22 protein-coding genes and 1 tRNA gene are annotated in these 20,310 nt (G+C 60.9%); 15 read left to right on the top strand and 8 right to left on the bottom strand.

Features of this window, described 5'->3' with window-relative positions; all coding sequences use genetic code 11:
* Entirely contained in the window at positions 1-462 is a 462-nt protein-coding gene (gene tatB, locus BLT66_RS13280) for a Sec-independent protein translocase protein TatB (protein WP_092758189.1), read from the top strand.
* Positions 463-518: 56 nt separating this feature from the next.
* A complete protein-coding gene (gene tatC, locus BLT66_RS13275; protein ID WP_092758449.1) occupies positions 519-1,313 on the top strand; it encodes a twin-arginine translocase subunit TatC in 795 nt (264 codons plus the stop codon).
* 66 nt (positions 1,314-1,379) lie between these two features.
* Here the strand turns inward: tatC and BLT66_RS13270 are convergent, their stop codons facing one another.
* The gene (locus tag BLT66_RS13270) at positions 1,380-2,522 is read right to left on the bottom strand and encodes a S1C family serine protease (protein WP_092758188.1); all 1,143 of its coding nucleotides are present in this window, start codon (positions 2,520-2,522) and stop codon (positions 1,380-1,382) included.
* A 179-nt stretch (positions 2,523-2,701) separates the two neighbouring features.
* Here BLT66_RS13270 and BLT66_RS13265 point away from each other — a divergent pair, with 179 nt between their 5' ends.
* Genes BLT66_RS13265 through pdxA form a run of 3 tightly spaced genes read left to right on the top strand, consistent with a single transcriptional unit; the run spans position 2,702 to position 5,817 of the window.
* The gene (locus BLT66_RS13265; protein WP_092758187.1) at positions 2,702-4,021 is read left to right on the top strand and encodes an MFS transporter; all 1,320 of its coding nucleotides are present in this window, start codon (positions 2,702-2,704) and stop codon (positions 4,019-4,021) included.
* Positions 4,022-4,033: 12 nt separating this feature from the next.
* The gene (locus BLT66_RS13260; RefSeq protein ID WP_092758186.1) at positions 4,034-4,795 is read left to right on the top strand and encodes a Nif3-like dinuclear metal center hexameric protein; all 762 of its coding nucleotides are present in this window, start codon (positions 4,034-4,036) and stop codon (positions 4,793-4,795) included.
* Positions 4,792-5,817: a 4-hydroxythreonine-4-phosphate dehydrogenase PdxA gene (gene pdxA / locus BLT66_RS13255; RefSeq protein ID WP_092758185.1), complete on the top strand. Its 1,026-nt coding sequence runs from the start codon at positions 4,792-4,794 to the stop codon at positions 5,815-5,817. Before BLT66_RS13260 ends, pdxA begins: the two co-directional genes overlap by 4 nt.
* Positions 5,818-5,879: 62 nt before the next feature.
* Here the strand turns inward: pdxA and mscL are convergent, their stop codons facing one another.
* On the bottom strand, positions 5,880-6,308 hold the full coding sequence (gene mscL, locus BLT66_RS13250; RefSeq protein ID WP_092758184.1) for a large conductance mechanosensitive channel protein MscL: 429 nt from the start codon (positions 6,306-6,308) through the stop codon (positions 5,880-5,882).
* Positions 6,309-6,460: 152 nt separating this feature from the next.
* Here mscL and petA point away from each other — a divergent pair, with 152 nt between their 5' ends.
* From petA to BLT66_RS13220, 6 genes are all read left to right on the top strand, one after another.
* A complete protein-coding gene (petA, locus tag BLT66_RS13245; protein WP_092758183.1) occupies positions 6,461-7,060 on the top strand; it encodes a ubiquinol-cytochrome c reductase iron-sulfur subunit in 600 nt (199 codons plus the stop codon).
* Positions 7,061-7,067: 7 nt separating this feature from the next.
* On the top strand, positions 7,068-8,477 hold the full coding sequence (locus tag BLT66_RS13240; protein ID WP_092758182.1) for a cytochrome b: 1,410 nt from the start codon (positions 7,068-7,070) through the stop codon (positions 8,475-8,477).
* 16 nt (positions 8,478-8,493) lie between these two features.
* The gene (locus tag BLT66_RS13235) at positions 8,494-9,264 is read left to right on the top strand and encodes a cytochrome c1 (protein WP_092758181.1); all 771 of its coding nucleotides are present in this window, start codon (positions 8,494-8,496) and stop codon (positions 9,262-9,264) included.
* A gap of 103 nt (positions 9,265-9,367) precedes the next feature.
* A complete protein-coding gene (locus tag BLT66_RS13230) occupies positions 9,368-9,979 on the top strand; it encodes a glutathione S-transferase N-terminal domain-containing protein (protein ID WP_092758180.1) in 612 nt (203 codons plus the stop codon).
* A gap of 22 nt (positions 9,980-10,001) precedes the next feature.
* A complete protein-coding gene (locus BLT66_RS13225) occupies positions 10,002-10,493 on the top strand; it encodes a ClpXP protease specificity-enhancing factor (RefSeq protein WP_176955046.1) in 492 nt (163 codons plus the stop codon).
* Positions 10,494-10,546: 53 nt separating this feature from the next.
* A tRNA-Thr gene (locus BLT66_RS13220) sits at positions 10,547-10,622 on the top strand.
* Positions 10,623-10,626: 4 nt separating this feature from the next.
* Here BLT66_RS13220 and BLT66_RS13215 read toward each other — a convergent pair.
* Positions 10,627-10,938 (bottom strand): hypothetical protein, encoded by a 312-nt coding sequence (locus BLT66_RS13215; RefSeq protein WP_092758179.1) that lies wholly within the window; start codon positions 10,936-10,938, stop codon positions 10,627-10,629.
* 212 nt (positions 10,939-11,150) lie between these two features.
* Here BLT66_RS13215 and secA point away from each other — a divergent pair, with 212 nt between their 5' ends.
* The 4 genes from secA to BLT66_RS13195 all read left to right on the top strand — a co-directional run bounded on the left by secA (position 11,151) and on the right by BLT66_RS13195 (position 16,578).
* A complete protein-coding gene (gene secA, locus BLT66_RS13210; protein WP_092758447.1) occupies positions 11,151-13,907 on the top strand; it encodes a preprotein translocase subunit SecA in 2,757 nt (918 codons plus the stop codon).
* Between the two features lie 84 nt (positions 13,908-13,991).
* On the top strand, positions 13,992-15,221 hold the full coding sequence (argJ, locus tag BLT66_RS13205) for a bifunctional glutamate N-acetyltransferase/amino-acid acetyltransferase ArgJ (protein WP_092758178.1): 1,230 nt from the start codon (positions 13,992-13,994) through the stop codon (positions 15,219-15,221).
* Complete coding sequence (locus BLT66_RS13200) at positions 15,218-16,105, top strand: ATP-binding protein (protein WP_092758177.1); 888 nt, start codon at positions 15,218-15,220, stop codon at positions 16,103-16,105. Before argJ ends, BLT66_RS13200 begins: the two co-directional genes overlap by 4 nt.
* The gene (locus tag BLT66_RS13195; RefSeq protein WP_092758176.1) at positions 16,102-16,578 is read left to right on the top strand and encodes an NUDIX domain-containing protein; all 477 of its coding nucleotides are present in this window, start codon (positions 16,102-16,104) and stop codon (positions 16,576-16,578) included. Before BLT66_RS13200 ends, BLT66_RS13195 begins: the two co-directional genes overlap by 4 nt.
* A 42-nt stretch (positions 16,579-16,620) precedes the next feature.
* Here the strand turns inward: BLT66_RS13195 and BLT66_RS13190 are convergent, their stop codons facing one another.
* The 5 genes from BLT66_RS13190 to BLT66_RS13170 are packed head-to-tail and all read right to left on the bottom strand — an operon-like array spanning position 16,621 to position 20,285.
* Positions 16,621-16,839 carry a DNA gyrase inhibitor YacG gene (locus BLT66_RS13190; protein ID WP_092758175.1) on the bottom strand — a complete coding sequence of 73 codons (219 nt, stop codon included), beginning with the start codon at positions 16,837-16,839 and terminating at the stop codon, positions 16,621-16,623.
* Positions 16,836-17,591 (bottom strand): cell division protein ZapD, encoded by a 756-nt coding sequence (zapD, locus tag BLT66_RS13185; RefSeq protein WP_092758174.1) that lies wholly within the window; start codon positions 17,589-17,591, stop codon positions 16,836-16,838. The genes BLT66_RS13190 and zapD overlap by 4 nt, the downstream gene beginning before the upstream one ends.
* A gap of 21 nt (positions 17,592-17,612) precedes the next feature.
* On the bottom strand, positions 17,613-18,221 hold the full coding sequence (gene coaE, locus BLT66_RS13180; RefSeq protein WP_092758173.1) for a dephospho-CoA kinase: 609 nt from the start codon (positions 18,219-18,221) through the stop codon (positions 17,613-17,615).
* 4 nt (positions 18,222-18,225) lie between these two features.
* A complete protein-coding gene (locus BLT66_RS13175) occupies positions 18,226-19,068 on the bottom strand; it encodes a prepilin peptidase (RefSeq protein ID WP_092758172.1) in 843 nt (280 codons plus the stop codon).
* The gene (locus tag BLT66_RS13170) at positions 19,068-20,285 is read right to left on the bottom strand and encodes a type II secretion system F family protein (RefSeq protein ID WP_092758171.1); all 1,218 of its coding nucleotides are present in this window, start codon (positions 20,283-20,285) and stop codon (positions 19,068-19,070) included. The genes BLT66_RS13175 and BLT66_RS13170 overlap by 1 nt, the downstream gene beginning before the upstream one ends.
* Positions 20,286-20,310 lie beyond the last annotated feature (25 nt).

Raw genomic sequence — 20,310 nt, 5'->3', positions numbered from 1 at the left:
GTGATTGATCTCGGTATTTCGAAGATGGCGCTGATCGGCGCGGTGGCATTGATCGTCATCGGGCCGGAAAAGCTGCCGCGCGTGGCGCGCACGGTAGGCACCTTGCTGGGCAAGGCGCAGCGCTATGTCGCCGATGTGAAGGCCGAGGTCAACCGGTCCATGGACCTGGACGAGCTGAAGAAAATGAAGGAAACGATGGAGGGTGCGGCGCGCGATGTGCACCAGTCCATCCAGACCAACGCCAGCGATTTCGAGAAGCAGTGGGCCGAAGACGGCTCCACCGCCTTGACCACGCCTGACGACGCCTACGTGCACTACCCCGAGTACAAGCTGCCCAAGAAGCGCTGGCGCGTCAAGCAAGGGGCCACGCCCCAGTGGTACAAAGCCCGCGCCGGTGTGCGCACCAAAGCCCTGTCCGGTGCAGCCCGGGTGGCGCGCTATCGGCCCCAAAAAATCAATTGACCCGTGCCCTGTGGGTACGCGTGTCTGTCTGGGCATGACCCGAACGAATGTCCTCCATGTCCGATTCTCAAAAAAGCCAAGACGACGAGCTAGCCGGTACCGAGCAGCCTTTTGTGCAGCACCTGGTGGAGCTGCGCGACCGGCTGATGAAGGCGCTGATCGCGGTAGCCGTGGCGGCTGGCGTGCTGGCGCTGTACCCCGGCCCTGCGGCCTTGTACGACCTGCTGGCTTCGCCCCTGGTGGCCACCTTGCCCAAAGGCAGCAGCTTGATCGCCACCTCGGTGATCTCGCCGTTTCTGGTGCCGCTGCAGGTGATGTTCATGGCGGCCTTCATGCTCGCCTTGCCGGTGGTGCTGTGGCAGGTCTGGGCGTTTGTGGCGCCGGGCCTGTATTCGCACGAGAAAAAGCTGGTGCTGCCGCTGGTGGTGTCGAGCACCTTGCTGTTTTTCATCGGCGTGGCGTTTTGCTACTTCTTCGTGTTTGGCCAGGTGTTCAAGTTCATCCAGAACTTTGCGCCCGAGAGCATCAAGGCCACGCCCGACATCGAAGCCTATCTGAGCTTTGTGCTGACCATGTTCCTGGCCTTCGGCCTGGCCTTTGAAGTGCCGATTGTGGTGATCGTGCTGGCCCGCATGGGCCTGGTCAGCATCGAGAAGCTGAAGGCCTTCCGCGGCTATTTTGTGGTGCTGGCCTTCATCATTGCGGCCATCGTCACGCCGCCGGATGTGGTGTCGCAGCTGGCGCTGGCCATCCCCATGTGCCTGTTGTACGAGGTCGGCATCTGGGCGGCTCAGATCTTCATCAAGCACACCCAGGCGCCGGACGACGAAGCTAAACCCGCAGAATCCTGATAAAAAAGGCTGCTAGCGCTTATTCTGTAAGCGCTGGAAGCTATTTAATTTGTAGCAAATTGCGGATCAACGCGTAGGCCGGGTTGGCCGGGGGCGCAGACCCGGGGTCACGTCCAATGCCATCTGCTTGTCCTGGCGCAGCACGCTGAACGGCGCCGGCGTACCGGGCTTCAGCATCGCCACGCTGGCCAGCAATTCCGTCACATTGACCACCGGCTTGTTGGCCACGCCAACGATTACATCGCCGGGCCGGATGCCGGCCTGCGCAGCCGGGCCGTTCTGCAGCACGCCGGTGATGATCACGCCGTGTTCGGCTTTCACGCCAAAGGTTTCGGCCAGTTCGGGCGACAGATCGCTGGGCTCAACGCCGATCCAGCCGCGCCGCACCTGGCCGTCGGTGACGATGCCTTCCAGCACCAGCTTGGCGGTGGACACCGGAATCGCAAAACCAATGCCCATGCTGCCGCCGGAGCGCGAATAAATCGCCGTGTTGATGCCCATCAGGTTGCCGTTCACGTCGACCAGCGCGCCGCCCGAGTTGCCGGGGTTGATGGCGGCGTCGGTCTGGATGAAATTCTCAAAGGTGTTGATGCCAAGCTGGTTGCGGCCCAGCGCGCTGACGATGCCGCTGGTGACCGTCTGGCCCACGCCGAAGGGGTTGCCAATGGCCAGCACTTGGTCGCCCACCAGCAGCCCATCCGAGCTGCCCAGCACCATCACCGGCAGCTTGTCGAGCTGGATCTTCAGCACGGCCAGGTCGGAATCGGGGTCGGTGCCTATCACCTGGGCCTGGGCGCGGCGGCTGTCGTTGAGAATGACTTCGATGGCGTCCGCGCCTTCCACCACGTGGTTGTTGGTCAGGATGTAGCCATCGGGGCTGACGATCACGCCGCTGCCCAGACCGGCCTGGGCCTGGGCGCCGCGCTCACCAAAGAAAAATTTGAACCAGGGGTCGTCGCTGCGCGGGTCGCGCTCGGCCATCTTGCTGGTGTTGATGCTGACCACGGCCGGCGAGGCTTTTTTGGCAGCGGCGCTAAAGCTGCCGGCCACCGGGGTGCTGGATGAAACTGCCGGTGCCTCGATCAGCGAAATCGACGAGCCGGAGAACGGACGCTTGCCCAGCCATTCGGGCTTGAGAGTGCCCACAACGAAATAAGCCGCCAGCAAAACGGTGGCGGTTTGTGCGAAAAGGAGCCAGAGGCGCTTCATGGTGTATACGAAAAAAGGCGGGTGAAGCTGCTGATTGTCTCCCATGGCACCCCTGTCCGTATCTGCCTGGCCCCATGGGGTTAAGGGTATACCCCTAAAATGCCGCCTCGCGCTCGCCAGCCGCTCCCAGGACTGGCTGCAGCCCTGTAGGTGCAGCCTGTGCTGCAAAGAGAATCCCGATGCCATCTACCTCCCATCCCTTGTCCGCTGGCGCGCTTGCGTCGTCTCCCTCGTTGTCGCGCCAAGATGTGCAAACCCTGGGCCTGTCCGCCCTGGGCGGCACACTGGAGTTTTATGACTTTGTGATTTACGTGTTCTTTGCTGCGGTGCTGAGCCACCAGTTCTTCCCCGTCGACATGCCGGACTGGCTGCGCCAGCTGCAGACCTTCGGCATCTTTGCGGCCGGCTACCTGTCGCGCCCGCTGGGCGGCATTGTGATTGCGCATTTTGGCGACCTGCTGGGCCGCAAGCGCATGTTCACCCTGAGCATCTTTCTGATGGCTGTGCCGACCCTGGTGATCGGCCTGCTGCCCACCTACGCCAGCATCGGTGTGGCGGCGCCCTTGCTGCTGCTGGCCATGCGCGTGCTGCAGGGCGCGGCCATCGGCGGCGAAATGCCCGGCGCCTGGGTGTTCGTGGCCGAACACGTGCCGCCGCACCGCTACGGCCTGGGCGTGGGCACGCTGACGGCCGGCATCACCGGCGGCATCCTGCTGGGCTCGCTGGTGGCGGTGGGTATCAACACCCATTACAGCCCGGCCGACGTGGCCGATTTCGCCTGGCGCATCCCCTTCATCCTGGGCGGCGTGTTTGGCCTGGTGTCGGTGTATCTGCGCCGCTTTCTGCACGAGACGCCGGTGTTCCAGCAGCTGTCGCAGCGCCGGCAGGTGGCACGCGAACTGCCGCTGAAGACGATTCTTCGCGAGCACCGCGCGGCCTGCCTGCTGGTTGGTGGCCTGACCTGGGTGCTGTCGGCCGCTATCGTGGTGGTGGTGTTGATCACGCCCAACTACCTGCAGAAGGTGCACGGCATCGCCCCCGCGCTGGCGCTGGAAGCCAATGCCGTGGCCACGCTGACGCTGACCCTGGGCTGCGTGCTGATGGGCTGGGCCTGCGACCGCATCGGTACCCGGGCCGTGATGCTGATCGGATTTGGCGGCCTGCTAGTCACCTCTTACCTGTTCTACACCGGCCTGCCGGGCACGCCCATGTCGCTGGTCTGGAGCTACGGCCTGGTGGGCTTCTTCGTTGGCGTGATCGCCACCGTGCCTATCGTCGGGGTGCGGGCGTTTCCGGCGGCAGTGCGCTTCTCGGGCCTGTCGTTTGCCTACAACCTGTCGTATGCGATTTTTGGCGGCATGACGCCCATCGTGCTGACCCTGTGGCTGCAAAAAGACCCGCTGGCCCCGGCCTACTACGTGGGCGGCCTGGCCGTGCTGGGCATGCTGCTGGCCCTGGTGCCGCTGTCGAGCCGGGGTTTCGTGGCCCGCAAAGCTTGAGACAATGCGGGCATGACCACCTCCCGCCTAGAACTGCTGCAAGCCTTTGACACCCTGCTGGAGCCCGCCCGCTTCAAGGACTACGGGCCGAACGGCCTGCAGGTCGAAGGCAAGGCAGAGGTGCGCAAGATCGTCTCGGGCGTCACCGCCAGCCTGGCGTTGATCGAGGCGGCGGTGGCTGTACAAGCCGACTCCATCTTTGTGCACCACGGCCTGTTCTGGCGCGGCCAGTCGGGTACTGTCACCGGCTGGATGAAGCAGCGCCTGGCCCTGCTGCTGCACCACGACATCAATCTCTACGCCTACCATTTGCCTCTGGACGCGCACCCCACGCTGGGCAATAACGCGCAGCTGGGTCTGCAGCTGGGGCTGGTGGGCGCCGGCCAGTTTGGCGACAACGCGCTGGGTTTCCTGGGGCAGCGTGCCGACGGCAGTGCATTCGATTCGGCCCAGGCCTTGGCTGCGCATGTGGAAAAACAACTCAATCGGCCTGTGACGCTGATTCCTGGTGCGGGAGCAGCTATTAAAAATATAGCTTGGTGCACCGGCGGCGCGCAGGGCTACTTTGAAGCTGCGATCGCGGCGGGTGCCGATGCCTTCATCACCGGCGAGATTTCCGAGCCGCAAGCCCATTACGCCCGCGAGTGCGGCGTGGCCTTTATCGCCTGCGGCCACCACGCAAGCGAGCGCTACGGCGCGCCGGCCGTTGCCGCGCACGTGGCCGCGCAACTGGGGCTGGAGCACAGCTTCATCGACATAGACAACCCCGCATGATGCAACCCATCGCCATCACCTTGGGCGATCCCGCCGGGATCGGCCCGGAAACCATTGCCAAGGCCTTCCGCGACGCGCCGGATGCCACGCAGGGCTGCTTTGTCGCTGGCGATGTCGGCACTATGCGCCGCGCAGCCCAGCTGCTGGGCCAGCCGGGGCTGCCGGTGGCCTTGATCGGCGCGCCCGCCGAGGTCTGGTCCGTGCCGCCGCGTTGCATTCCAGTGCTACAAATAACAGAGCTGCTAGCGCCCGTGCCCTATGGCCAGATCAGCGCTCTGGCTGGAAAAGTAGCCGCCGACTGCGTGCTCTGGGCCAGCCGCGCCGCGTTGCGCGGCGAGATTGCAGCGCTGGTGACCGCGCCGCTGCACAAGGAGGCGCTGGCAGCCGCGGGCCTGCCTTACCCCGGCCATACCGAGTTGCTGCAGGCGGAGGCGGCCGCGCACCTGGGCAAGCCGCTGGCCGAGGTGCCGGTGCGCATGATGCTGGCCAACGACGAGCTGCGTACCGTGCTGGTCAGCATCCACATGTCGCTGCGCAATGCCATCGAGGCCGTGACTTTCGACAATGTGCTGCAGACCCTGCGCATCACCCACCGTTCGGTCGGAGCCGCGCTGGGTCGCGCGCCGCGCATAGGCGTGGCCGGGCTGAATCCGCATGCGGGCGAGGGCGGCCTGTTTGGGCGTGAAGAAATCGACACCATCATCCCGGCCATCCAGGCCGCGCAAGCCGAGGGTCTGGACGTGCACGGCCCGTATGCGCCCGACACGGTGTTCATGCGGGCCCGCGCCAAGCCTGGCCAGGCGGGCGAGTTTGACGTGGTGGTGTCGATGTACCACGACCAGGGCCTGATCCCGGTGAAATACCTGGGGGTGGAGCAGGGCGTAAACGTCACCCTGGGTCTGCCGCTGGTGCGTACCAGCCCGGACCATGGCACGGCGTTTGATATTGCCGGCACCGGCGTGGCCGATGCCTCCAGCCTGGTGGCGGCCATCCGCATGGCGCGCAAGCTCAGTCGAATTTAGGGCATAAAAAAGCCCTCGGGCGTAAGCACAGAGGGCGGTAGCTGCTTCGAATAGCGTAGCTATTACTTTTGCAGGCTGTCGCGGATCTGGCGCAGCAGCAGCACGTCTTCCGGCACCACGGGTGCGGCTTCGACGGGCGCTGGGGCTTCTTTCTTCAGGCGGTTGATCTGCTTGACCATCAGGAAGATGATGAAAGCCAGAATCGCAAAGTTCACCGCCACGGTGATGAAGTTGCCGTAGGCAAACACCGGTACGCCGGCTTTCTTCAGGTCGGCCAGCGCGGTGCCGGTGCCGGCTGGCACATTGCCCAGCACGATGTACAGGCTGGAGAAGTCGAGCTTGCCAAACACCATGCCCACCACCGGCATGATCAGATCGGCCACCACCGAATCGACGATCTTGCCGAATGCGCCGCCGATGATGACGCCGACAGCGAGGTCGATCACATTGCCCTTTACGGCAAATTCTTTGAACTCTTTGATCATGCTCATGGCTTTGTCCTCGTTGTTAAATGGTGACTTGTATTGTCCACAAAATCATTGTGGTTCTTCGCTTAAAGTGTTGCTGGCGCGTTAAGTTGGGCTAGAGCGCTCAGCTACAATCGTCGGTTGACCCCAAACGAGTGATGATTTTGAGGACCCCCATGAGTGACACCCCAGTCGACACCAGCAAGCGAACGTGGTTGATCGCATCCGGTTGTGCCGGTGCAGTGGGTGGCGTAGCTACCGCCATCCCTTTCGTGAGTACGTTTCAGCCTTCAGAGCGTGCAAAAGCCGCCGGCGCAGCGGTAGAGGCCGACATCTCGGGGCTCAAGCCGGGCGAGAAAATGACCGTGGAGTGGCGTGGCAAGCCTGTGTGGATCTTGCGCCGTACTCCCGAGCAAGTTGCCGAGCTGCCCAAGCTGGATGGTCAATTGGCCGACCCAAAATCCTTGCGCAATCCTTCCGAGTTCACGCCGGAATACGCCCGCAACGATGGTCGCTCGATCAAGCCGGAGTTTCTGGTGGTGGTCGGCATCTGCACCCATCTGGGCTGCTCGCCGTCGGACAAATTTACGCCAGGCCCACAACCGTCGCTGCCGAACGATTGGGAGGGTGGCTTCCTGTGCCCTTGCCATGGTTCGACCTTCGACATGGCCGGCCGTGTGTTCAAGAACAAACCCGCTCCCGACAACCTTCCGGTGCCGCCGCACATGTATCTCTCGGATACCCGGTTGCTGATCGGCGAAGACAAGAAGGCTTGAGGGACATATGGCTACATTCAAAGAAATCTCCCCCAACGCCAGTGCCCCCGAAAAGCTGTTGAACTGGGTAGACAACCGTTTCCCGGCCAGCAAGCTCTACAAAGAGCACATGTCGGAGTACTACGCACCGAAGAACTTCAACTTCTGGTACGTCTTCGGTTCGCTGGCCCTGCTGGTACTGGTGCTGCAAATCGTCACCGGCATCTTCCTGGTGATGCATTACAAGCCCGACTCGAACCTGGCTTTTGCCTCGGTCGAGTACATCATGCGCGATGTGCCCTGGGGCTGGTTGATACGCTACATGCACTCCACCGGCGCTTCGGCTTTCTTCGTGGTGGTCTATCTGCACATGTTCCGTGGCCTGCTGTACGGCTCGTACCGCAAGCCGCGCGAACTGGTCTGGGTGTTCGGTTGCGCGATCTTCTTGTGCCTGATGGCCGAGGCTTTCATGGGCTACCTGCTGCCCTGGGGCCAGATGAGCTACTGGGGCGCCCAGGTGATCGTGAACCTGTTCTCGGCGATTCCGTTTGTTGGCCCCGATCTGGCGTTGCTGATCCGTGGCGACTACGTGGTCGGCGATGCTACGCTGAATCGCTTCTTCAGCTTCCACGTGATCGCTGTGCCGCTGGTGCTGCTGGGTCTGGTGGCGGCGCACATCATTGCGCTGCACGAAGTCGGCTCGAACAACCCCGATGGCGTTGAAATCAAGGGCCCGAACGCTCCCAAGGACGCCGAAGGCCATCCTCTGGACGGCATTCCGTTCCACCCGTACTACTCGGTGCATGACATCTTTGGTGTCAGCGTGTTCCTGATGGTGTTCACCGCCATCATTTTCTTCGCGCCTGAATTTGGCGGCTACTTCCTGGAGTACAACAACTTCATCCCCGCCGACTCGCTGAAGACGCCGCTGCACATTGCGCCAGTCTGGTACTTCACGCCGTTCTACTCGATGCTGCGCGCTATCACCAGCGAGATGATGTATGCGCTGATCGCCTGCGTGGTTGGTGCTGCGGCGCTGGGCGTTTTCAAGTTCAAGCTGCCGGTGTTCGTCAAGGCCATCATCGTGGCTGCGGCTGCAGCCGTGGTTGCGATGATGCTGAGCATCGACGCCAAGTTCTGGGGCGTGGTCGCCATGGGCGGCGCGGTGGTGATTTTGTTTTTCCTGCCCTGGTTGGATAACAGCCCGGTCAAGTCGATCCGCTACCGTCCAAGCTGGCATAAATATGTGTATGCCGTTTTCGTTGTCGACTTCTTGATACTGGGTTACCTGGGTGTGCAGCCGCCGTCGCCGATTGGTGAGCGCGTGTCGCAGATCGGTACGCTGTTCTATTTTGGCTTCTTCCTGTTGATGCCGTGGTGGAGCGCCTTGGGTACGCCCAAGCCTGTACCTAGCCGCGTGACTTTTGCTGCGCACTAAGCGGAAGAGACTCAGAATGAAAAAAATTATCCTCGGTGTACTCGCTGCGTTGACTTTGTCTTTGGGTGCTACCACCGCCGCTCACGCGTCTGGTGGCGACGAAATTGCATGGGACAAAGCGCCTAACAAGACCAACGATCTGGCTGCGCTGCAAAATGGCGCCAAGTTGTTCGTCAACTACTGCCTGAGCTGCCATTCGGCGGCCTTCATGCGCTACAACCGCCTGCGCGACATCGGCTTGACCGAGCAGCAGATCAAGGACAACCTGCTGTTCGCTACCGACAAGGTGGGCGACACCATGAAGGCCTCGATCGATCCCAAGCAGGCTAAAGACTGGTTTGGCGCCAATCCGCCCGACCTGACCCTGATCACCCGTTCGCGTTCAGGCCATGGCGGCACCGGTGCCGATTACCTCTACACCTATCTGCGCAGCTACTACCCTGATGAAACCAAGCCGACCGGCTGGAATAATCTGGTGTTTCCCAACGTAGGCATGCCGCATGTGCTGTGGGAGCTGCAAGGTAACCGCAAGCCGGTGTATGCCGCGGTGGAAGAACATGGCCATGAAGTCAAGGTTTTCAAGGGCTGGGAGCAAGTAAGCCCCGGTACCCTGACACCGCTGCAATACGAGCAGGCGGTGGGTGATCTGGTGAGCTATGTCCAGTGGATGGGGGAGCCGGCCCAAAATACCCGCGTGCGCGTCGGTGTGTGGGTGCTGTTGTTCTTGCTGGTGTTTACTTTCATTGCGTGGCGCTTGAATGCGGCGTTCTGGAAAGACGTCAAGTAGGCCCCATATACATAGCCGATGGCCCGGGCAAGCTGCCCGGGATTTACAGAGTGGGCTTGCGCACGATGCATCCCACTCTTTTTGATTTTTAGGAGCCCTTGCCATGATGGTGTTGTACTCAGGAACGACCTGCCCTTTTTCCCACCGCTGCCGCTTTGTATTGTTCGAAAAAGGCATGGACTTTGAGATCCGTGATGTGGATCTCTACAACAAGCCCGAAGACATCAATGTCATGAACCCGTACGGCCAGGTGCCTATCCTGGTGGAGCGGGACCTGATCTTGTATGAATCCAACATCATCAACGAATACATCGACGAGCGCTTTCCGCATCCCCAGCTGATGCCCGGCGACCCGGTGGACCGTGCGCGCGTGCGCCTGTTCTTGCTCAACTTCGAGAAAGAACTGTTTGTGCATGTTGGCTTGCTGGAGTCGCGCGCTTCCAAGGGCAACGAGAAAGCCCTGGAAAAAGCCCGCGCCCATATCCGCGACCGCCTGACGCAGTTGGCCCCTGTGTTCTTGAAGAACAAGTACATGCTGGGTGAGAACTTCTCTATGCTCGACGTGGCGATTGCGCCGCTGCTCTGGCGTCTGGATTTCTACGGTATCGATCTGAGCAAGAACGCTGCGCCGCTGCTGAAATATGCCGAGCGCATTTTCTCGCGCCCCGCCTATATTGAGGCGTTGACCCCGTCTGAAAAAGTGATGCGCAAGTAAGTCGGAGCTACTGTTGTCAATCATGCAAGCCCTGGACTCGACCTCCACCCGCCCTTATCTGATCCGTGCGCTCTACGAGTGGTGCACGGACAATGGTTTTACGCCGTATGTGGCGGTGCTGGTGGACGATTCCGTGCAAGTCCCGCGCGAATATGTGAAGGATGGAGAGATTGTTCTCAACATCAGCTTTGATGCGACCAGTTCGCTGAAGCTGGGCAACGATTTCATCGAATTCAAAGCACGTTTCGCGGGCACCCCGCGCGAAATTCTGGTGCCGATCGGGCGCGTGATTGCCATTTATGCGCGTGAGAACGGGCAGGGCATGGCTTTTCCGTCGCCGGTGCTTGCAGCGCCAGCCGATGAGCCTGCCAAGCCTGTGGCTGCGGCACCGACCGCCGATGCAGCGTCGCCCCGGATTGTGCAGCTGTCAACGGTTGAAAGCAGTGACGAAGAGCCGCCAGAGCCGCCGCGTCCGGCTGCCGGGCCTCGCCCGGCGTTGAAGCGGGTGAAGTAAAAAATCGCGGGCGCTCAAAATGCGCCCATCGATTCAGTAAAATACGTTTTTTCGCCGATTTAGCTCAGTTGGTAGAGCAACCGCCTTGTAAGCGGTAGGTCGTCAGTTCGATTCCGACAATCGGCACCATTTTTTACGTTTTCGCCTTCATTTGTACTTTGAGGCGGATAGCCGTTACGTCCCACCCTTTGCTGCGCAAATGTGCGAGGAGCGCGGGCGATAGCTGTCGCAGCTTGGCCGATACGGCATTGCTGTTGACCAACAAACACCAACTGGTTCCCTCAATCGGTCCGGCCTTGATGGCCGACCACAAAGCTTCAGGCATCAGACCTTTGACGGCTTTGAGCCGGTCATTGGACTCTTGCGCCAGGGCTGTGAGCCGCGCCAAGGTCGGCGAATCGGCTGCGGCTTGCAGGAGGGTGAAGGATTGGTTGCGGAGACGCATAGCCCCGGATTATCACAGCCGTTGTGTTCCGCAGTAGCCAGCGGCCGCGGTTTTAGGCCGTTGCTGGCAGATGGGTAAAATCCGTCGGCTATGCATTGCAAACTGGGCCCCTGTGGGTTGACTTTTGCTGTCAAAGCCTCATCTGACTCCAAGCTAATTTAGGGATTTCGATCGCCATGCCGCTGTTCTGCTGCGGTGGCGGTCTCGCATTCATGACCACCAACTTTTTGACCAAAATTTTCGGCAGCCGTAACCAACGCCTGCTGAAACAGTACCGCAAGACCCTCGAAGTCATCAATGCGCTGGAGCCGCAGTTTGAAAAACTGTCTGACGAGGCCTTGCGTGAAAAGACCTTGTCTTTCAAAGAGCGGGTGGCCGGAGGTGAGTCGCTGGATGCCATCTTGCCAGAGGCATTTGCACTGGTGCGCGAGGGTTCCAAGCGCATCATGAAGATGCGCCATTTTGATGTGCAGATGCTGGGTGGCATGTCTCTGCACAACGGCAAGATTTCGGAAATGCGTACCGGTGAAGGCAAGACCTTGACCGCGACCTTGCCTGTGTATTTGAATGCCTTGTCTGGCAAGGGCGTGCACGTCGTCACGGTCAATGATTACCTCGCCAACCGCGATGCGCGCTGGATGGAGCGCTTGTATAACTTCCTGGGTCTCACCGTCGGCGTCAATCTGCCGAACATGCCGCGCGAAGAAAAGCAGGCTGCCTATGCTGCCGACATCACGTACGGTACCAATAACGAATTCGGCTTCGACTATCTGCGTGACAACATGGTCTACGAGGTGCGGGACCGCGTCCAGCGCGGCCTGAACTACGCCATCGTCGACGAAGTGGACTCGATCCTGATCGACGAAGCCCGCACGCCGCTGATCATCAGCGGCCAGGCCGAAGACCACACGGCGATGTATATCGCCATCAACAAGATCATTCCCTTCCTGACCCGCCAGGAAGGCGAGGCCGATCCGCGTACCGGCGAGGGCGTTACCAAGCCCGGTGACTTCACGCTTGACGAGAAATCCCACCAGGTGTTCTTGACCGAAGACGGCCACGAGAACGCCGAGCGCATCCTGACCGAGCAGGGCTTGCTGCCGGCGGGCGCATCGCTGTACGACCCGGCCAACATCACCTTGATGCACCATCTGTACGCTGCCCTGCGTGCCAACCATCTGTACCACCGGGACCAGCACTACGTCGTGCAGAACGGTGAAATTGTCATCGTCGATGAGTTCACCGGCCGCCTGATGTCGGGCCGCCGTTGGAGCGAAGGCTTGCACCAGTCGGTCGAGGCCAAGGAGGGCGTGGCCATCCAGGCGGAAAACCAGACATTGGCATCGATCACCTTCCAGAACTACTTTCGCCTGTATGGCCGCTTGTCGGGCATGACCGGTACGGCCGATACCGAGGCCTACGAATTCCAGGAAATCTACGGCCTGGAAACGGTGGTGATTCCGCCCAACCGTGTGAGCCGCCGCGAAGACCAGCTGGACCGAGTCTACAAAACCACGCGCGAAAAATACGAAGCGGCGATCAAGGACATCCGCGAATGCTACGAGCGCGGCCAGCCCGTGCTGGTGGGCACGACATCGATCGAAAATTCCGAAATCATCGACCGCTTGCTGAACGACGCCCAACTGCCGCACCAGGTGCTCAACGCCAAGCAGCATGCGCGGGAAGCCGACATCGTGGCCCAGGCTGGACGGCCGAAGATGATTACCATCGCCACCAATATGGCCGGCCGTGGTACCGACATCGTGCTGGGTGGTAATCTGGAAATGGCGATCAAAGCGGTTGAAGCCAACCCAGCGCTCGACGATGCCGCCAAGGCTGCCGAGGTCGAGCGGGTGCGTGCGCAATGGACCACTGATCACGAAGCGGTAAAGGCACTCGGCGGCCTGCGCATCATTGCCACCGAACGCCATGAATCGCGCCGTATCGACAATCAGCTGCGTGGCCGTTCCGGCCGCCAGGGTGACCCCGGCTCTTCGCGTTTTTACCTGAGCCTGGATGATCCGCTGATGCGCATCTTCGCGGGTGACCGCGTCAAGTCCATCATGGACAGGCTCAAGATGCCCGATGGCGAGGCAATTGAGGCCGGCATCGTGACCCGCAGCATCGAGAGCGCCCAGCGCAAGGTCGAAGCGCGCAACTTCGATGTGCGCAAGCAATTGCTGGAATACGACGACGTGTCCAACGACCAGCGCAAGGTGATCTACCAGCAGCGCAATGAGATTTTGGATGCCGCCGACCTGACGGCCCAGATCGCCTCTCTGCGCGAAGGCTGCGTGGATGATCTGGTACGGCAGTTTGTGCCCGCCGAGTCGGTCGAAGAACAGTGGGACATTGCCGGGCTGGAGAAAGCCATGTTCGACGAATGGCAGCTGGACGTACCCCTGCGTGCGCAGGTGGAGTCTGCCAGTGCGATTACCGACGAAGACATCTTGGAGAAGGTGCTGGCGGCTGCGAACGCCTCTTTCATCGCCAAGGTGGAGCAGGTCGGTGGTGACAATTTCACCCAGTTCGAACGCATGGTCTTGCTGCAAAGCATAGATACCCATTGGCGTGAACACCTGAGCGCGCTGGACTACCTGCGCCAGGGCATCCATTTGCGCGGCTATGCGCAGAAACAGCCCAAGCAGGAATACAAGCGCGAAGCCTTCGAGCTGTTTGGCCAGTTGCTGGACGCGGTAAAGAACGATGTCACCAAGGTGCTGATGACTGTCAAGGTGCAGTCCAGCGAACAGCTGGGCGAAGCCGCTGAAGCCATGGAAGACCGGGCCGAAAGCATTGCCAACGTGACCTACACCGCGCCTACCGAAACCGGCGAAGTGGAAACCCGCGTGGATGCTGGATCGACTCGTCCGCCCGCTGCCGGCAATATCCCGCGCGTTGGCCGTAACGACCCGTGCCCTTGCGGTAGCGGCAACAAATACAAGCTGTGTCACGGCAAGCTGGCCTAATACGCAGCGCATCGGCACCACGGGCTTCGGCCCGTTTTTTGATTCATTTTTCTACGCTTCCAACATCTTTTTTGAAAGCCCACCATGCCCGTCAACCTGTCCGCCCCTGATCCCGCTGGTCTGCATCCCGTCCCCGGCGTGCTGCTGGGTATTACCGAAGCCGGCGTGCGCAAAGCCAACCGCAAGGATGTGACCGTGGTGCTGCTGGAAGAGGGCGCCTCGGTGGCTGGTGTATTCACCCAGAACCGCTTCTGCGCTGCCCCGGTGCAGATCTGCCGTGACCATCTGGAGCGCGGTCTTGGTATACGGGCGATTCTGGTGAACACCGGCAATGCCAATGCCGGCACCGGTGACGATGGTCTGATGCGTGCTAAATCGACCTGTATCGCCCTGGCCCAGCACCTGGATCTGGCGCCCGAGCAGGTCTTGCCTTTTTCCACCGGCGTGATCATGGAAACCCTGCCGCACGACCGCATCAATGCCGCCTTGCCCGCGGCGCTGGCCGATGCCCGCGCCGACAACTGGGGCCGCGCGGCAGAGGCCATCATGACCACCGACACCATCGCCAAGGCCTTCAGCACCCAGGTGCAGATCGGCGGCGCGACGGTGACGGTCACCGGCATCAGCAAGGGCGCGGGCATGATCCGCCCGAACATGGCGACCATGCTGGGCTTCATGGCCACTGACGCCTGTGTCGACCAGGCTTTGCTCTGGCAATTGGCCAAGGACCTGGCCGATGCATCGTTTAACCGCATCACCATCGACGGTGATACCTCGACCAACGACTCGTTCGTGGTGATTGCCACCAACAAGGCTGCGCATGCGCCCATCACTTCAATGGACAGCGCCGATGGCCGCGCGCTGAAGGCAGCGATGCAGCAAGTAGCGCAGCAGCTGGCCCAGGCCATCGTGCGCGACGGCGAGGGCGCGACCAAGTTCATTACCGTGCGGGTGGAAGGCGGAAAGACTGCCGAGGAATGCCGCTTGGCGGCCTACGCTATCGCCCATTCGCCGCTGGTCAAAACCGCCTTCTTTGCCAGCGACCCGAATCTGGGTCGAATTTTGGCCGCAGTGGGCTATGCGGGCATTACCGACCTGGACCAGACCAAGATCGACCTGTTCCTGGACGACGTACACGTGGTCGTGAATGGTGGGCGCAACCCCAGCTATCGCGAAGAAGACGGCCAGCGCGTGATGAAGCAAAGCGAGATCACGGTGCGCGTCGGTTTGGGCCGAGGTACGGCGGCAGACACGGTGTGGACCTGCGATTTCAGCCACGAATACGTGACCATTAACGCTGACTACCGCTCATGAACGAGAAATTCGAACGCCTGATCGACCGCGCCGAGCACTTGATGCAGCGCATCGAAGCGGCCTTGCCGCAGCCGGTGTCCGCGCCCGACTGGAACGCGGCCATCGCCTACCGCTACCGCCGCCGCGGCAATGGCCACGGCGTGCTGGAGCCGGTGCGCCACATCGGCAGCATGGCGTTGACTGATTTGAAGGAGATCGACCAGCAGAAGGAGAAGATCCAGCGCAATACCTTGCAGTTTGTCGAAGGCAAACCGGCCAACAACGTGCTGCTGACCGGCGCCCGTGGCACCGGCAAGTCCTCGCTGATCAAGGCCTGCCTGAACACCTATGCCGACCAGGGCCTGCGCCTGATCGAGGTCGATAAGGGTGACCTGACCGATTTGCCGGATATCGTCGACGTGGTGGCGGACCGGCCGGAGAAATTCATCGTTTTCTGCGACGACCTGAGCTTTGAAGACGGCGAGCCCGGCTACAAGGCGCTGAAGTCCATCCTGGACGGCTCGGTGGCCGCCTCTACGCCCAATGTGCTGATTTACGCCACCAGTAACCGGCGCCATCTGCTACCCGAGTACATGAAGGAAAACCTGACCTACACCCACACCGACGACGGCGAAGTGCATCCGGGTGAAGTGGTGGAAGAGAAGATTTCCCTGTCCGAGCGCTTTGGCCTCTGGGTCAGTTTCTACCCCTTCAGCCAGGATGAATACCTGGCTATCGTGGCCCAGTGGCTGCAGTCGTTTGGCGTGGCTGCGCCTGCGATTGATGCCGCGCGTGCCGAGTCGCTGGTCTGGGCGCTGGAACGCGGCTCGCGCAGCGGCCGGGTGGCCTACCAGTTTGCGCGCGACTACGCGGGCCAGCACGCAGCTAAGGCGCCTTCAGCATGAGCGGCCAGCCTTTGGTGGCCGATGGCGACCGTCCCCGTGAAGGCGGGCCGGACCGGGCCACGGTCGACGTGGCCGTGGGCGTGCTGGTGCAGGCCAACGGCGACTTTCTGGTGACCTCGCGTCCGGAAGGCAAGGTGTATGCGGGCTACTGGGAGTTCCCCGGTGGCAAGCTCGAAGCCGGTGAAACGGTAGAGCAGGCGCTGCGCCGGGAGCTGGTGGAAGAGTTGGGCATCACCATCGGTGCCGCCCATCCTTGGAAGGTCGAGCTGGTGGACTATCCGCACGCGCTGGTGCGCCTGCACTTCTGCAAGGTGTTTGACTGGACCGGTGTCCTGGAAATGCGCGAAGGCCAGACCAGTGCCTGGCAATCGCTTCCGCTGCAGGTGGCGCCGGTACTGCCTGGCACCGTGCCGGTGCTGTGCTGGTTGGCAGAAGAGCGTGATTTTTCGGGTGCTACATATTCTGTAGCTTGATGCGCAGGTATTGCCTGCGCTAGCGCCCAATTTCTTATAAATCTATTGCAACCGGGCATCGCCGAAGACGATGTCATCCGGCGGTGCATCGGCCGGTAGGCTGAAGCTGGCACTGGCCCAGGCGCCAAAGTCCACGTTTTTACAGCGCTCGCTGCAAAACGGCCGGTACGCATTGCTGGCTGCATACAGGCTTTTGCCTTTGCAGGTCGGGCAGACGACCCATTTTTTGGGAAGAGTGGCGTCGGTGTCAGTCATGCTCATGCACACAGTGTCAGTTCAAACGAAGCATCTTCGCTGCAGGCGTGCAGGCGGTCATCCGCCTCGTGGCGCATCATGCGCACCGAGACCATCAACCGGTTGCCGCTGATTTCGGGTATCAGGCCCAGCTCGGGATCAATGCGCAGGCGCAGCAACTGGTAGGTGCGGCCCTGCGGCAGGTTTTGCTGGAATTGGCCGGCGATGGCGATCACTTTTTGCGGTGCCCCCGAATCGCGCAGCATCTTCAGCAGGTGGTGGATGGACTCGGCCAGCGGGGCCAGGGTGGATGCCCAGTGCTCGATGGCGCTGCGGCGCACCGTTGCGGGCTTATGTTGCCAAGCAAAATACGCGGGCAGATCAAAGCCGCAGGTACCACCGGGAATGCTGACGCGACTTCGCAAGCCCATCAGCCAGTCGTTTTCGGTGAGTGCATGGCCAGCCTTGCCCGGTTGCTCATGCAGCGCGGTGTAGCAGCGGTCCAGCTGGGCGATGACGTCGTCTAGCACTTCTTCGGCGATGGAGGGGTTGCCGCGGTAGCCGTTGAGTATGGTTTTCTGTTTTTCCAGATCCCGCATCACGTCCGATTTGAGGTCGGCGCGGGCTGCCACGTCCATGATTTCAAAGATGGTTGTGAGCGCGTAATGGTGGTCCAGCGCGTGTTCTCTGGGCACCAACTCGCCCAAACGCCGAAACAGATGCTCCAGCCGCAGGTAGGTGCGGATACGTTCGTTAAATGGGTATTCGTAGAGGATCACGCTGTTTTTCCAGTGGCGGCATCATAGCCCGAAGTGGGGGGCGATTTTGCGGACCTCTGCGCGCAGCTGGTCCAGCGTCAGGCCATCGTTAAAGATCACCCAGTCGGCAACTGCGAGCCGTTCGGTACGGCTGGCCTGGGTCTGGATCACCTTGCGTACCGTGGCCTCATCTAGGCCATTGCGCGCGAGTACCCGGGCGACTTGCGTGTCCTCCAGGCAGTCCACGACCAGGATCTGGTCGAGCCGATGGCGCCAGTGTCCCGACTCAACCAGCAGGGGAATATCGAACACCACACAGCGGGATCCTGCCGCTTGGGCCGCCTGGAATTGGGCTTCGATTGCCTGGCCTACCAGAGGGTGGACGATGGCTTCCAGGCGCTTCTTGGCATCGGGTTCCGAGAAGGCCAGGGCCCGCATCCGGTCGCGGTCCATGGCACCTTCGGTGGTAATGAATTGGGCGCCAAAAGTGGCTCGGATGGCCTCGATGGCAGAGCCGCCAGCAGCCGTGGCGGCGCGCGAAATGGCATCGGCATCAACGACCGTGGCGCCCAGGTCTTGCAGCATCTGCGCGACCGTACTCTTGCCGCTGCCGATGCCACCGGTAAGCCCGATCCGAAGGCACGGTTGCATACTTTTACAAACCAATAGCGTGCAGGATGGCGTTGGGTCCGAAGACCATGGCGGTCAGGCCCGCTCCCGCCAGAAATGGCCCGAACGGTATGTAGCCCCCTTCGCGCAAGCCGGAGCTGAACTTCATGGCGATGCCCACCACCGCGCCGATCACCGAGGCCATCAGAATCATCGGTACCAGGGCTTCCCAGCCAAACCAGGCGCCTAGCGCCGCAAACAGCTTGAAGTCGCCATAGCCCATGCCCTCCTTGCCGGTCAGCAGTTTGAAGGCCCAGTAAATGATCCACAAGGACATGTAGCCCGCGACGCAGCCCCACAAGGCTGTAAACAGCGGGACCGAGGTCCAGTGCAATGCCGAGCCGATCAGCCCAGCCCAGAGCAGCGGCAGGGTTATGTCGTCGGGCAGCAGGGTGGTGTCCCAGTCGATCAGGGCCAGCGCCAGCAGTGCCGCGGCAAAGCCGCACCAGGCCAGCCCGGTGGTGGTGGGGCCCCATTGCCATAGACAGAAGAAAAACAGTGCGCCGGTCGCCAGCTCCACAGCCGGATAGCGGGGACTGATTTTGGCACTGCAGGCCGAGCATTTTCCGCGCAAGAACAGGTAGCTAAGAACCGGTATGTTCTCGTACCAGCGGATCTGTTGCCCACAGTGCGGGCAGCGTGAACGCGGCAGCAGCAGATTGAACGGCTCTGCCGTGGCCGGCTCGATGCCCTGCATTTCAGCGTATTCGGCGGCCCATTGCCGTTCCATCATCTTGGGCAGGCGGTGCACAACTACGTTCAGAAAACTGCCAAGCATCAGACCGAAAAGACCACCCAGCAGGGCCACCATCCACTGCAGTTCCGGCATTAGACGACTTGGCCCAGTTTGAAGATCGGCAGGTACATGGAAACCACAATGCCGCCGATCAAGGTGCCCAGGAACACGATGATGATGGGCTCCATCAGGCTGGACAAACCGGCCACCATATCGTCTACTTCGGCTTCGTAGAAGTCGGCCGCCTTGCCCAGCATATGGTCGATGGAACCGGATTCTTCGCCGATGGAGCACATCTGCAGCACCATCGAAGGGAAGATTTTGGCGTTGGTCATGGCCGTCGTCAGACTGGTGCCGGTGGAGACTTCTTGCTGGATCTTCTCGGTGGCAATCTGAAACACCGAGTTGCCAGAAGCCCCGCCTACCGAATCAAGAGCTTCAACTAACGGGACACCGGCGGCAAACATGGTGGACAACGTGCGAGTCCAGCGGGCGATACATGACTTCTCTACCAATGCGCCGAATACCGGCAGTTTGAGCATGATCCGGTCCATCACTTGCTGCATCTTGACGTTGCGCTGCCAAGCTTGCATAAAGAAATAAAAGCCAGCACCGATGCCGCCGAAGATAAGCCACCAATAGCGAACAAATACTTCACTGATAGCCATCACAAATAACGTAGGAGCGGGCAAATCTGCCCCGAAACTGCTGAAAACTTCCTTGAACGCCGGAATCACAAAAATCATGATCACCGCCACCACTACAAACGCCACCACCACCACCGAGGCGGGGTACATCAGCGCCGATTTGATCTTGGATTTGATCGCCTCGGTCTTTTCCATATAGACCGCCAGCCGGTCCAGCAGAGCTTCCAGAATACCGGCGGCCTCGCCAGCCTCTACTAGGTTGCAGTACAGGCTGTCGAAGTACAGCGGAAACTTGCGAAACGCCGCGCTCAGTGAGCTACCTGTTTCCACATCTTGGCGAATATCGTTCAGCAGTTTGGTCACGCTGGCGTTGGCATTGCCGCGTCCCACGATGTCAAAGGCCTGCAGCAGGGGCACACCGGCTTTCATCATGGTAGCCAGCTGGCGCGTAAAGATCGCGATGTCCTTGGGCTTGATGCTTTTGCCCGAGCGCATGCGGCGCTTCTTGATCTTGGTCGGAAATACGCCTTGGCGGCGCAAGGATGCCTGGACCTGGTTTTCGCCCGCAGCGCGGGTTTCGCCGCGCACCTGTTTGCCATTGCGGTCCTTGCCTTCCCATTCGAAGACAAACTCTTTAACGTCTCTGGGCGATGCAGTTGCCATGGAATGCCTTGTACGTCCGTCGTGG

The sequence above is a fragment of the Rhodoferax sp. OV413 genome (genome assembly GCF_900104385.1).
Taxonomy (GTDB): Bacteria; Pseudomonadota; Gammaproteobacteria; order Burkholderiales; family Burkholderiaceae_C; genus Rhodoferax_B.
The sequence above is the reverse complement of the archived record's forward strand: the minus strand, read 5'-3'. Positions and strand labels throughout refer to the sequence as shown.

Coding starts and splice junctions, on each gene's coding strand:
- BLT66_RS13170 (WP_092758171.1), bottom strand. CDS start 20,285: ATGGCAACTGCATCGCCCAGAGACGTTAAAGAGTTTGTCTTCGAATGG.
- BLT66_RS13270 (WP_092758188.1), bottom strand. CDS start 2,522: ATGAAGCGCCTCTGGCTCCTTTTCGCACAAACCGCCACCGTTTTGCTG.
- tatC (WP_092758449.1), top strand. CDS start 519: ATGTCCGATTCTCAAAAAAGCCAAGACGACGAGCTAGCCGGTACCGAG.
- BLT66_RS13260 (WP_092758186.1), top strand. CDS start 4,034: ATGACCACCTCCCGCCTAGAACTGCTGCAAGCCTTTGACACCCTGCTG.
- secA (WP_092758447.1), top strand. CDS start 11,151: ATGACCACCAACTTTTTGACCAAAATTTTCGGCAGCCGTAACCAACGC.
- petA (WP_092758183.1), top strand. CDS start 6,461: ATGAGTGACACCCCAGTCGACACCAGCAAGCGAACGTGGTTGATCGCA.
- BLT66_RS13225 (WP_176955046.1), top strand. CDS start 10,002: ATGCAAGCCCTGGACTCGACCTCCACCCGCCCTTATCTGATCCGTGCG.
- BLT66_RS13215 (WP_092758179.1), bottom strand. CDS start 10,938: ATGCGTCTCCGCAACCAATCCTTCACCCTCCTGCAAGCCGCAGCCGAT.
- argJ (WP_092758178.1), top strand. CDS start 13,992: ATGCCCGTCAACCTGTCCGCCCCTGATCCCGCTGGTCTGCATCCCGTC.
- BLT66_RS13235 (WP_092758181.1), top strand. CDS start 8,494: ATGAAAAAAATTATCCTCGGTGTACTCGCTGCGTTGACTTTGTCTTTG.
- BLT66_RS13230 (WP_092758180.1), top strand. CDS start 9,368: ATGATGGTGTTGTACTCAGGAACGACCTGCCCTTTTTCCCACCGCTGC.
- BLT66_RS13175 (WP_092758172.1), bottom strand. CDS start 19,068: ATGCCGGAACTGCAGTGGATGGTGGCCCTGCTGGGTGGTCTTTTCGGT.
- mscL (WP_092758184.1), bottom strand. CDS start 6,308: ATGAGCATGATCAAAGAGTTCAAAGAATTTGCCGTAAAGGGCAATGTG.
- BLT66_RS13200 (WP_092758177.1), top strand. CDS start 15,218: ATGAACGAGAAATTCGAACGCCTGATCGACCGCGCCGAGCACTTGATG.
- BLT66_RS13240 (WP_092758182.1), top strand. CDS start 7,068: ATGGCTACATTCAAAGAAATCTCCCCCAACGCCAGTGCCCCCGAAAAG.
- pdxA (WP_092758185.1), top strand. CDS start 4,792: ATGATGCAACCCATCGCCATCACCTTGGGCGATCCCGCCGGGATCGGC.
- BLT66_RS13195 (WP_092758176.1), top strand. CDS start 16,102: ATGAGCGGCCAGCCTTTGGTGGCCGATGGCGACCGTCCCCGTGAAGGC.
- BLT66_RS13190 (WP_092758175.1), bottom strand. CDS start 16,839: ATGAGCATGACTGACACCGACGCCACTCTTCCCAAAAAATGGGTCGTC.
- coaE (WP_092758173.1), bottom strand. CDS start 18,221: ATGCAACCGTGCCTTCGGATCGGGCTTACCGGTGGCATCGGCAGCGGC.
- BLT66_RS13265 (WP_092758187.1), top strand. CDS start 2,702: ATGCCATCTACCTCCCATCCCTTGTCCGCTGGCGCGCTTGCGTCGTCT.